The 10,475-nt window shown below is 63.0% G+C and carries 13 protein-coding genes; 8 read left to right on the top strand and 5 right to left on the bottom strand.

What is annotated here, in order from left to right; genetic code table 11:
* The coding region (locus tag EOD15_RS36285; protein WP_210212196.1) for a hypothetical protein at window positions 1-186 on the top strand (186 nt) is incomplete at its 5' end.
* An 89-nt stretch (window positions 187-275) separates the two neighbouring features.
* Window positions 276-749, top strand: coding sequence for a transcription elongation factor GreA (gene greA / locus EOD15_RS19725; RefSeq protein WP_013530066.1), 474 nt, complete (start codon window positions 276-278; stop codon window positions 747-749).
* 242 nt (window positions 750-991) lie between these two features.
* On the opposite strand, the gene waaC is transcribed toward greA, so the two are convergent.
* The 3 genes from waaC to rfaD are packed head-to-tail and all read right to left on the bottom strand — an operon-like array spanning window position 992 to window position 3,926.
* Window positions 992-1,981 carry a lipopolysaccharide heptosyltransferase I gene (gene waaC / locus EOD15_RS19735; protein WP_127318558.1) on the bottom strand — a complete coding sequence of 330 codons (990 nt, stop codon included), beginning with the start codon at window positions 1,979-1,981 and terminating at the stop codon, window positions 992-994.
* A complete protein-coding gene (waaF, locus tag EOD15_RS19740) occupies window positions 1,978-2,985 on the bottom strand; it encodes a lipopolysaccharide heptosyltransferase II (RefSeq protein ID WP_127318556.1) in 1,008 nt (335 codons plus the stop codon). The genes waaC and waaF overlap by 4 nt, the downstream gene beginning before the upstream one ends.
* Window positions 2,958-3,926 carry an ADP-glyceromanno-heptose 6-epimerase gene (gene rfaD / locus EOD15_RS19745; RefSeq protein ID WP_127318554.1) on the bottom strand — a complete coding sequence of 323 codons (969 nt, stop codon included), beginning with the start codon at window positions 3,924-3,926 and terminating at the stop codon, window positions 2,958-2,960. Before rfaD ends, waaF begins: the two co-directional genes overlap by 28 nt.
* A gap of 149 nt (window positions 3,927-4,075) precedes the next feature.
* On the opposite strand from rfaD, the gene EOD15_RS19750 reads away from it, so the two are divergent.
* From EOD15_RS19750 to EOD15_RS19775, 5 genes are all read left to right on the top strand, one after another.
* Window positions 4,076-4,312 (top strand): type II toxin-antitoxin system Phd/YefM family antitoxin, encoded by a 237-nt coding sequence (locus tag EOD15_RS19750; protein WP_023809741.1) that lies wholly within the window; start codon window positions 4,076-4,078, stop codon window positions 4,310-4,312.
* A 441-nt stretch (window positions 4,313-4,753) separates the two neighbouring features.
* Entirely contained in the window at window positions 4,754-5,386 is a 633-nt protein-coding gene (locus EOD15_RS19760; protein WP_127270423.1) for a LysE family translocator, read from the top strand.
* A gap of 143 nt (window positions 5,387-5,529) precedes the next feature.
* A complete protein-coding gene (gene rfaE1, locus EOD15_RS19765) occupies window positions 5,530-7,023 on the top strand; it encodes a D-glycero-beta-D-manno-heptose-7-phosphate kinase (protein ID WP_127318552.1) in 1,494 nt (497 codons plus the stop codon).
* A 7-nt stretch (window positions 7,024-7,030) separates the two neighbouring features.
* Window positions 7,031-7,603 (top strand): SIS domain-containing protein, encoded by a 573-nt coding sequence (locus EOD15_RS19770; RefSeq protein ID WP_024504153.1) that lies wholly within the window; start codon window positions 7,031-7,033, stop codon window positions 7,601-7,603.
* Window positions 7,596-8,255, top strand: coding sequence for an HAD-IIIA family hydrolase (locus EOD15_RS19775; RefSeq protein ID WP_127318543.1), 660 nt, complete (start codon window positions 7,596-7,598; stop codon window positions 8,253-8,255). Before EOD15_RS19770 ends, EOD15_RS19775 begins: the two co-directional genes overlap by 8 nt.
* 4 nt (window positions 8,256-8,259) lie before the next feature.
* Here the strand turns inward: EOD15_RS19775 and EOD15_RS19780 are convergent, their stop codons facing one another.
* Both EOD15_RS19780 and EOD15_RS19785 read right to left on the bottom strand, forming a co-directional pair.
* On the bottom strand, window positions 8,260-9,054 hold the full coding sequence (locus tag EOD15_RS19780; RefSeq protein ID WP_127318541.1) for a glycosyltransferase family 2 protein: 795 nt from the start codon (window positions 9,052-9,054) through the stop codon (window positions 8,260-8,262).
* 250 nt (window positions 9,055-9,304) lie between these two features.
* Window positions 9,305-9,784 (bottom strand): Lrp/AsnC family transcriptional regulator, encoded by a 480-nt coding sequence (locus EOD15_RS19785; RefSeq protein ID WP_127318539.1) that lies wholly within the window; start codon window positions 9,782-9,784, stop codon window positions 9,305-9,307.
* Between the two features lie 248 nt (window positions 9,785-10,032).
* On the opposite strand from EOD15_RS19785, the gene EOD15_RS19790 reads away from it, so the two are divergent.
* A partial coding sequence (locus EOD15_RS19790; protein WP_185929024.1) for an FAD-dependent oxidoreductase occupies window positions 10,033-10,475 on the top strand: 443 nt, incomplete at its 3' end.

A 10,475-nucleotide genomic window follows, 5' to 3' on the forward strand; every position in this document is an offset into this window, starting at 1 on the left:
GCTAAAAAGATCCCAGGGCTCTTCCAAGCGGCCGCGAGCGATCGCGGCCGCTTTTTGTTGCCCCAGCCTCATTCACCGCCCTGGCTGATGAAAACGGGGATGATTTTAGCAAAACCGATTTTTGGGCGTGAAAAACCCGCTGACATTGCTATATTCAGGGAAATTGCGGTGAAACGGTTCCGTTAGCCCGAGGCTGCCGGACCCGTTTTCTTTTTGTACCCATCGACAAGGCTTTCCCCGAAACGCGGGGGTGGCAGCAGGAAAGGTCAGGCATCATGAACAAGGTCCCGATGACAGGCGAGGGGTTCGCGTCATTGAAGGAAGAACTGCGCTGGCGCCAGCAGGAAGAGCGGCCGCGCATCATCGAGGCGATCTCCGAAGCGCGCTCGCATGGCGACCTTTCCGAAAATGCCGAATATCATGCCGCCAAGGAGGCGCAGAGCCTTAACGAGGGCCGCGTCAACGAGCTTGAAGATTATATCGCGCGGGCCGAAGTGATCGACGTCAGCAAGCTCAGCGGCGACAAGATCAAGTTCGGCGCCACCGTGGTGCTGGTCGACGAGGACACCGAGGAAAAGAAGACTTACCGGATCGTCGGCGACCAGGAGGCGGACGTGAAGTCCGGCCGCATCTCGATCTCCTCGCCGATCGCGCGTGCGCTCATCGGCAAGGAAGTCGGCGACGCCATCGAAGTCAATGCGCCTGGCGGTGCCAGGGGATATGAGATCGTCCAGGTGCAGTTCATCTAGGGGATTTGAGGGGGGCGCGGCTGCGATTTTTAAGCTGAGGTTTGCGCCGCCCCTCATCGCCCTGCCGGGCATTTCTCCCCGTATAGTGACGGGGAGAAAGATGCTCTCATCGACGATTTCGCCGATTTTCAACATAGCAGAATAGACGCTGGCCTTGCGTTCAGCTCTCTTCTCCCCGTCGTTATACGGGGAGAAGGTGCCGGCAGGCGGATGAGGGGCAGCGCCAGCCTTTCCGATTGACTTCAATTCTTGCCAGCGTTGGCCTTGCCAAGGACCTGGAGTCCCGCCAGCCTTTCTGCCTCCGCCACCACCCCCGCCGGCATTACACGCTTCCCGGGCACTGCCAAAAGCGTCGACGCATATTGCCCGCGCGGACCCGTCAACCCGGGCTCGGTCGCCAGGAACACCGCAACCGTTGGCAGGCCGAAGGCGCTGGCGAGATGGGTCAGCCCGGTGTCGGCGCCGATGACCAGTTCCGAGCGGCCGATGAACGCAGCGATGTCGGCCAGCGGTGACTTTGGCACCACAACTGTCGATGGCACTGCCTTGGCAATGGCTTCGGCCACGGCCTTCTCGCGCTCGTTCGACCAGGTCGTGACCGGCGTTATCCCCCGCTCGATCAGGAGGCGCGCGGTTTCACTCCAGTCTTCGGCCGGCCATTTCTTGTCTTCGCGGCTGGTGCCGTGCAGCAGGAAGGCGGTTTTTCCGGCGATGCCCGCCAGAGTGCCGACGGGCGGCACGATGCCGGAGTCCAGGGTCGAAAGATCGGGCTGATAGCCGAGCGCCAGCCCGAACAGCCGCCGTGTCCGTTCGATGGCGTGCAGGTCGCGCGGTACGGGATAAGTGGCATCGTAGAACAGCGTCGCAGAAGGTTCGCGCGCGCTCGAACGGTCGAAGCCGGCAATGGGGGCGCCGGCCTGCCTTGCCACCAGAGCCGATTTCAGGAGGCCTTGCGCATCGATGACGAGGTCGTAACGGCAATCGCGCAAGGTGCGGCGCAGGGCGGCCGCCTCGCGCCAGGTGCCGCTATCGAGCAGCGCCTTGCGCCAGCGCCGGATCGCCACCGTGTGGATCCGATCGATCGCCGGGTGAAGCGCGGCGATACCGGCAAATGCCTCTTCGACGCACCAGTCGAAGGACAGGTCCGGGCGGTGGCAACGGGCATCCTCGACGGCCGGAAAGGTGTGAATGACATCGCCCATCGACGACGTCTTGACGATCAGCACCTTCATGCCGCTGCCGGGATGTCCAGCAGCCGGTCCGCCGCTGCCGCGACTTGGCCGACTTCCAGCGTCTTCAGGCAGTTGAGGTGGCCGAGCGGGCAGACCTTCTGGTGGCAGGGCGAGCACGACAGGCCAAGCCAGACCAACTCGCGGCGTTCCCCCAGCGGCGGCGTGTTCTCAGGCGAGGTCGAGCCGTAGACGGCGACGATCGGCGTGCCGACGGCGGCCGCGACATGCATCAGCCCGCTGTCGTTGGACACGGCCAGCCTTGCGGCTGATATCAGATCGATGGCGTCCTCCAGCCGCGTCTGTCCGGCGAGATCTACGACGCCGGGGGCCAGGGCCGCGATCTCCGCCGTCACGTCGCGGTCGTTCTTCGAGCCGAACAGTGCGACCTTCAAGCCTTTGCCCATGAAATCGTGGGCAAGCCCGGCATAGCTTTCGCTGGGCCAGCGCTTGGCCGGGCCGAATTCGGCGCCGGGCATCAGGGCCACGAATTTCTGCGGCGCCAAGCCGAAACGGCCGAGCAGGTCGACCTGGTTTTTCGTGTCCACGCTGAGCCGTGGCGCCCGGAAAGTGCCGCCCTGGGCAAGGCCGAAATAGGCCTGCGCGGTGCGTCGTTTCACGTCATCGGGCAGCGGCACGATGTCGGTCAACAGGCCATAGCGCATCTCGCGCAAATTGCCGACACGGCGCGGAATACGGGCAAAGAACGGGATCAGCGCCGACTTCCAGCTGCCCGGCAGGATATAGGCCATGTCGTAGCGGCCGCGCAGCAGGCGGCCGAAGCGGCGGCGATGGGTGAATTCGAGCGCGCCGGGTTTGAGCGGAAAGTCGATCTGCTGGCGGATTTCGGGCATGCGCTTGACCAGCGGCGCGGCCCAGGCCGGCGCCAGCACATCGATGGCGACGTTGGGATGCAATTCCTTCAGCGCCGAAAACAGGCACTGTGCCATCACCATGTCGCCCACCCAGCGTGGGCCGATCACGAGGATCGTTGGGCTTTCAGCCATTCGACATAGTCTCTGACACCGGTTTCCACTGTCCGGAATTGGCCGTTATAACCGGCCGCGCGCAAACGGGACATATCAGCTTGCGTAAAGCTCTGGTAGCTACCCTTGAGATGGTCGGGAAAGGGGATGAATTCAATCTCGCCTTTACCCAACGTGTCGATCACCGTTTCGGCTATGGCGCGGAAGGGCTGGGCACGGCCGGTGCCGCAATTGAAGATGCCGCTTGAGCCCCGTTTCCACAGCCACAGATTGACGTCGGCGACATCGCCGACATGGATGAAGTCACGGCTTTGTTCGCCGGGTCCGAACCCGTCATAGGCGCCGAACAGTTTCGGGTTCTCGCCTCGCTCGACCTGGTTGAACAGATGGAAGGCGACGGAGGCCATGGCGCCCTTGTGCGCCTCGCGCGGGCCATAGACGTTGAAGTAGCGCAAGCCCACGACCGGTGAATGGTCGGTATCGAAGGCGGTGCGCCCGGCGAACACGGTTCGCCTGACGTAGTCGTCGAACAGCTTCTTGGAATAGGCGTATACGTTGAGCGGCCGCTCGAGCGCGGGATCCTCGCGAAACTCCGAGCCGCCGCCATAGACGGAAGCCGAGGAGGCATAAAGGAAAGGCACGCGCAACGCCTGGCTTGCATGCAGCAGCCGTTTCGAGAAGGCGTAATTCACCTCCATCATGAATTTGCCGTTCCATTCGGTGGTGGTCGAGCAGGCGCCCTGGTGGAACACCGCCTCGATGCGGCCGAGCGAGCCGGCCTCCATGCGGTCCAGGAAATCGTTCTTGTCGAGATAGTCGGCGATCTTGAGATCGGCAAGATTGGCGATCTTGTGACCGTCGGTAAGGTCGTCGACGACGAGGATGTCGTCATGCCCTTCGGCATTCAGCGCGGCGACGATGTTGGAGCCGATCATGCCGGCGCCGCCCGTGACGATGATCATGGAGGGCCTCTGGTTGCTTGCGATTCCGGTCCTTATAGGGGAGGCTAGGCGGGCTGTCGACAAAGCCAGGTGCATGCGCCTGTCCTGCCATTTTTATGCGCTTGGCTGTTTTGTCTGTTTTGTCTATTATGGACAAAACAGGGTATCCCATGAAAAACTATCCATCGACCGATCTGAAACAGAATCTTGGAGATGTGCTTGCAGCTGCCAGCCAGCAGCCGGTCTCCATCACTCGCCACAACAAGCCGAGATACGTCCTGATGAGCATCGAGGCCTACGAAGCGCGCTTCGGCAACGACAGCCGCCGCGTCTACGCTGCGGAGGATGCCCCGACCGAACATGTCGAGATGCTCGAGGAGTACGCCGCGGAATTGGACCGTGATTAAACCCGCCGCTGCGGACGTCTGGCGATATCCATATCTTTGGCATCGCCAACACGGAGACGGCGAGACCGAAGGCCGGAAGTCACGGCCTGTGGCCTTTGTGGCTGTCCTTCCTGGGAAAGCCGGCGGTACGACCTCTTCATCCTTGCAATCACTTCCACGCAGCCGGGCCGTGATCGCGTTGCCGTCAGCATCCCGGAAATTGAACGCCACCGTGCGGGCCTCGACCCTATGCCCCTTTGGGTCATGGTCGATGAGTACAATCATGATATCCTGGAAGCGTCGGCCTATTTCGAGCCGGGTGCGCGAATCGGCGCGTTCAGCCCGTCATTTCACAAGAAAATTATGTTCGCTTTTACTGCGGTTGTCCGCACGGGTCAGTCCAAAGCCATCCCGCGCGCGGACTGAATCGACAGAACAGAGCACGATCGTGAGGGACCAAAAATGCCATCGACCGAACTGCTCATCGCGTTTTTCGCCACCACGGCGATTTTCGCCTACATTCCAGGCCCGGCCATGCTCTATGCGGCCGCGCAGACGATGGCGCGCGGCCGCTGGTCCGGCCTGACGGCGGCACTTGGCATTCATCTGGGCGGCTACGTGCATGTTTTCGCCGCGGCTGCCGGGCTGTCGGTGCTGTTTCATGCCGTGCCGACGCTGTACCTGGCGGTCAAGCTGGTCGGCGCGCTCTATCTGATCTGGCTTGGCGTCTCGCTGTTTCGCAAGCGCGTGGAGGGCGATGCGGCGCTGCCTGCGATCGAGCGCAAATCGGCGCGGCGCGCCTTTTTCGAGAGCATCACCGTCGAGGTGCTCAATCCGAAGACAGCGATCTTCTTCATGGCGTTCCTGCCGCAATTCATCGACGCCTCGGCGGCGTTTCCGGTCTGGCTGCAGTTCGTCGTGCTCGGCACGATCGTCAATCTGATGTTCTCTTCGGCCGATATCGTCTGTGTGTTCCTGGCGGGCGCCGTGATCGGCCGTTTGCGGCGTTCGAGCCGCGCACAGCGGCTGATGCAACGGGCGGGAGGGGCTGTGCTGGTCGGGCTGGGCGTCCATGTCGCCCTGCAGAAGAGCTGACCGCCCGAGCCTACCGGGATCATGCCCTGCCGTTGCGCTGCGTGAATTTGCGGTATATCGGCTTTCGCCATGAACGATCCGACCAGTCGATTGATGAGCACTTATGAGATTGAAATCGGCCTTTTCCCTGTGTTGCCAGTGACATGATCAAGCACAATCCGCCTTCTCCCGAACCGTTGCACCGCGCCATTGCGCGGTTCGGCCAGGCCACAGTGCTGGTGGTCGGCGACTTCATCCTCGATCGTTTCGTCAACGGCGTCATCGAGCGGATCTCGCCGGAGGCGCCGATACCGGTGCTGCACGGGCGCGGCGAAACCTCGACCATGGGCGGCGCCGGCAACGTCGTGGCCAACATCGTTTCGCTCGGCGCTGCCGCTGTCCCCGTTTCCGTAATCGGCGCCGATCTGGCGGGCGACAGTCTGGTGCGGATGCTGCGGGAGCTTGGCGCCGATACGGCGGGCCTCGCGCAGGAGCGTGGTCGCATGACCTCGTCCAAAAGCCGCTTCAGCGCGCTCAACCAGCAGGTGCTGCGTTTCGACGAAGAGGAGATCAAGCCGCTCGGCGCCGCGGAGCGAGCCGGCCTGATCCGGCATTTCCGAGCCGCGCTGGCGCACGCCGACATCGTCATCCTGTCCGATTACGGCAAGGGCGTCCTGCTCGACGGCGTCGCCGGCGACTTGATCGCCATCTGCCGCGAGGCTGGAAAGCCGGTGCTGGTCGACCCGAAAGGCCGCGATTACGCGCGCTATGCCGGGGCGACCGCCATCACCCCCAACCGCAAGGAACTCGGCGAGGCCGCCGGCCATGCGGTGTTCGCCGATGACGAGATCGTGGGTGCCGCACGCGAACTGATTTCGGCACATGGTTTCGATTTCGTGGTCGCGACGCGCAGCGAAAAGGGCATGAGCGTGGTCGGCCCCGACGAGGCGCGCCACATCGCCACCCAGGCGCGCGAAGTGTTCGACGTTTCGGGCGCCGGCGACACGGTGATCGCGAGCTTCGCGCTGGCGCTGGCCGTGGGCGCCGATACGGTCATGGCCGCTTCGATCGCTAATGCCGCTGGTGGCGTCGTGGTGGGAAAACGCGGCACCGCGCGGCTGACGGTCGAGGAACTCACCGGCGCGCTGTTCCGTTCGCATGGGCCGACGGCCCACAAGGACGCCATCCTCGACGCCACGTCAGCCGCGCGCATGGTGGCGGCGTGGAAGGAAGAGGGCCTGAGCGTCGGCTTCACCAATGGCTGCTTCGACATCCTGCATGCCGGCCATGTCAGCTTGCTGCACGCGGCGCGCAGCCAATGCGACCGGCTGGTGCTCGGCCTCAACAGCGATGCTTCGGTGCGGCGACTGAAGGGCGCCGGGCGCCCGGTCAACGACCAGCACGACCGCGCCTGCGTGCTGGCAGCACTTGCCTCGGTCGACGCGGTCGTGGTGTTCGAGGAAGATACGCCGCTGGCGCTGATCGAAGCGCTGCTGCCCGACATACTGGTCAAGGGCGCCGATTACACCGTCGACACCGTGGTCGGCGCCGATGCCGTGCAGAAAGCCGGCGGCCGCGTTGTGCTGGTCGATCTCGTCGCCGGCAAAAGCACCACCAACACCATTGGCAAATTGCGCGCCGGCGGCACCACAAACTGAGGGTTTCATGTCCGACTTGAACGATTACCTTGTCCGCTCGGCGGCTGCCATATCAGCCATGGTCGAACGGGACCTGACCGGTGAGATGGAGCGGGCAGCGAGCGCCGTGGTGACTGCGCTTTCGTCGGGGAAAGCTTTGCTCATCGCCGGCAATGGCGGCTCGGCCAGCGACGCCATCCACATTGCCGGCGAACTGGTCGGCCGCTTTCTCAAGGAGCGCAAGGCCTACAATGTCATCGCGCTGCCGGCCAATGCAGCGGTGCTGACCGCCTGGGGCAACGACTATGGATTCGACACGGTGTTTTCGCGCCAGGTCGAGGCGCATGGCGCTGCCGGCGGCGTGCTCCTGGCGATCTCGACCAGCGGCAATTCGCCGAGCATCCTTGCCGCCGCCGAACAGGCGCGGAGGATGGACATGACGGTGATCGGCATGACCGGCGACACCGGCGGCAAGCTGAAGCCTCTGTCCGATATCCTGCTCAACGTGCCGTCGACCTCGACGCCGATCATCCAGCAGGGGCATCTGTGCCTTTACCATCATCTCTGCGAGGTGGTCGAAGCGCGCCTCAGCAATGGCTGATCCCACGACCTCTGGCCGCTTTCCGCTGGCGGAGCCGGGCCTATGGGTCGAGCGGGTCGGCTCAAGGGTGTTCGCCGCCGGCTCGCCGGCGCTGTTCCTCGATCGCGACGGCACCGTCAATGTCGATACCGGCTATCCGGATGATCCTGCCGAAATGGTGCTGCGCGCGGACATAGCCGCGGTGATAGCCGCCGCCAACCGGGCCGGCATTCCGGTCATCATCGTCACCAACCAGTCGGGCATCGCGCGTGGCTATTTCGGCTGGGGCGATTTCGCCGCCGTCAATGGCCGCGTGCTCGAGCTGCTGCGCGTCGACAATGCGTTCGTCGATATGGTCGTCGCCTGCGCCTATCACGAAGCTGGCTCCGGTGTGCTTGCGGTTGCCGATCATCCGATGCGCAAGCCCAATCCGGGCATGCTGCTGGAGGCGGCCGGGCGCCTCGGGCTCGATCTGCGGCGTTCGCTGGTCGTCGGCGACAAGGAGGCCGACATGGAGGCGGGACAACGCGCCGGCCTCGCGCAGGGCTGGCTGGTAGATGGACAAGCAGCTGTCCGATCGGGCTTCACAATTCGGCCTTGGTGCGAGCGCGCGGATTTCGACGGCCTGCTCGCCGCAATAGCTGCGCTTGGCACCGCCTCGGGCGCGCCGTGACGGCTTACATCCGATCTTTGTCTCGCCAGGCTTCATAAAGCTTGGCCTCTGTCGCGAACGAATACAGCATCACCAGCATCGAATAGACGAACCCGTGCCGGCCGCACAGGAAGTAGCGCTTGGCCAGGTAGAACTTCAGGAAGTTGCCGAGCGGCGACAGCACCAGTCTTATCAGGCCGGGCTTCTTGGCTCGTTCGACAAGCGTGGCAACCTTGAGGCTGGAGTAGGTGTTGGCCCTTGCCAGATCCTCGGCAATGGTCATTTCGCGGCGATGCAGCAGCACGCCATTTTCTATCGTGCCGGTTTCGCCTGGCACCTCGAACGACTCATGGACCCGCAGATTGAGGTCCATCGTGGCCTTGTCGCGGCGGAAAAGACGCAGCAGCCTGTTGTGAAGCACCCAGCGGTGCGCATAGCCATAGCCCTTCAGCTTGTCGCGGCGTCTGATGTACCATCCGTCGAAGGCGTCATTCCCAAGCTGGGTCACATTCATGATTGACTGCCTGAGCACGTCGTCGATGGCCTCGTCGGCTTCAATCGAAAGGCACCATGGTTGCGTGGCCTGATCGAGCGCGAATTGCCGCTGACGAGGAAAGCCCGGCCAATCGTTGTGAAAAAGCCTTATCGGGTAGCCTTTGGCGATGTACCCATTGACGACGTCCAGAGTGCTGTCCGTCGAGCCCGAATCGACGACGATGATCTCGGCGCAGAAATCGACGCTTTCCAGGCACTCGCCGATCATATCGGCCTCGTTCATGCAGATCACCAGCGCCGAAACCGGGCTAGAAAATCGAGTCATCGTCCCACCCCACGGCACACTGTTCTCGGAATTGGGCTGCCCTGCGCCCCTGTTTACGCAATCCCGAAAGCGCTATGCGCTTTACCCGGGAAAACCGTTACATACTTTTTCTGGAATTGCTCTAGGAAACCAACAAGACGGCTGCGGCAGAAATTCCGGCTTCACAGGAGAGCTATCGAACGCCAAAGCGGCGCTGATATGGCGAGGCCTTCAAGCGACATCGGCGAAAGCTCGTTGCGGTTCAACCGGCTCAAGGCTGTGCGAACGAGACCAGCCCTTCGTCCTTGACCCGGCGGATGGTGAGCGCTGTGCGCACCGTGTCGACATTGGGGGTCGAGGTCAGTTCCTCGATGACGAAGCTCTGGAAGGCGCCAAGGTCGCTCGCCACGCAATGCAGCAGGAAATCGGATTCGCCCGACACCATCCAGGCGTCGCGTACGATCGGCCAGCCGCGGGTGCGCTCGGCAAAGATGCGCAGCTCGGCATCGGCCTGATGATGCAGGCCGACCAGGCAGAAGGCAACGACATCGAGGCCGAGCGCTGGTGCAGCGAGCAAGGCACGGTAGCCACGGATGATGCCGGCTTCCTCCAGGCGCTTGACGCGGCGCAGGCATGGCGGCGCCGAAATGCCGACGCGGTTCGACAGTTCGACATTGGTCATGCGGCCGTCGCCCTGCAATTCGCGCAGGATCTTCCAGTCGATGGCGTCGAGGTCGGCCTTGAGGGGCATGTGGGCTCTCGATCATGAGGGGCAATACGCAAGAATCTTGCGTGATTTTGTAATTAAACGACTTCGCTGTCCATTCCATCCTTCGCCCGGAATATTTCGCGGGATCAGCGGGCGACAGGTTTGACAAAGCTTTCCGGGGACGAACGCCAACTTGCCTTGCTGGCGTCGTGGGCAACACTTACATTACGCGCGACAATGATCGAGTTTTCCATGCCGCAATTGCCGGCAGCCCTCCGCAGAGGCTTTAGATGACCACCAAGCACGCGCCCGTTCTCATCGTCGGTTCCGGCCCGGCCGGCTATACGGCGGCGGTCTATGCCGCCCGCGCCATGCTGAAGCCGATGCTGGTCGCCGGCCTGCAGCAGGGCGGGCAGTTGATGATCACCACCGATGTCGAGAATTATCCCGGCTTCGCCGACCCGATCCAGGGTCCGTGGCTGATGGAGCAGATGCTGAAACAGGCCGAGCATGTCGGCACCGACATCATCAACGACATCATCACCGAGGTCGACCTCAACGTGCGACCGTTCCGCGCCAAGGGCGATTCCGGCACGACCTATACCGCCGACGCGCTGATCATCGCCACCGGCGCGCAAGCGAAATGGCTGGGCATCCCGACCGAGCAGGACTTCATGGGTTTTGGAGTCTCGGCCTGCGCCACCTGCGACGGTTTCTTCTACAGGGGCAAGGA

The organism is Mesorhizobium sp. M7A.T.Ca.US.000.02.2.1, from assembly GCF_003996995.1.
Classification (GTDB): Bacteria; Pseudomonadota; Alphaproteobacteria; order Rhizobiales; family Rhizobiaceae; genus Mesorhizobium.

Bases quoted from the DNA above. Each gene is read 5' to 3' on its own strand.
- rfaE1 (WP_127318552.1), top strand. From the start codon at position 5,530: ATGATCAAGCACAATCCGCCTTCTCCCGAACCGTTGCACCGCGCCATT.
- EOD15_RS19770 (WP_024504153.1), top strand. From the start codon at position 7,031: ATGTCCGACTTGAACGATTACCTTGTCCGCTCGGCGGCTGCCATATCA.
- EOD15_RS19760 (WP_127270423.1), top strand. From the start codon at position 4,754: ATGCCATCGACCGAACTGCTCATCGCGTTTTTCGCCACCACGGCGATT.
- EOD15_RS19780 (WP_127318541.1), bottom strand. From the start codon at position 9,054: ATGACTCGATTTTCTAGCCCGGTTTCGGCGCTGGTGATCTGCATGAAC.
- waaC (WP_127318558.1), bottom strand. From the start codon at position 1,981: ATGAAGGTGCTGATCGTCAAGACGTCGTCGATGGGCGATGTCATTCAC.
- rfaD (WP_127318554.1), bottom strand. From the start codon at position 3,926: ATGATCATCGTCACGGGCGGCGCCGGCATGATCGGCTCCAACATCGTC.
- EOD15_RS19785 (WP_127318539.1), bottom strand. From the start codon at position 9,784: ATGCCCCTCAAGGCCGACCTCGACGCCATCGACTGGAAGATCCTGCGC.
- waaF (WP_127318556.1), bottom strand. From the start codon at position 2,985: ATGGCTGAAAGCCCAACGATCCTCGTGATCGGCCCACGCTGGGTGGGC.
- EOD15_RS19750 (WP_023809741.1), top strand. From the start codon at position 4,076: ATGAAAAACTATCCATCGACCGATCTGAAACAGAATCTTGGAGATGTG.
- greA (WP_013530066.1), top strand. From the start codon at position 276: ATGAACAAGGTCCCGATGACAGGCGAGGGGTTCGCGTCATTGAAGGAA.
- EOD15_RS19775 (WP_127318543.1), top strand. From the start codon at position 7,596: ATGGCTGATCCCACGACCTCTGGCCGCTTTCCGCTGGCGGAGCCGGGC.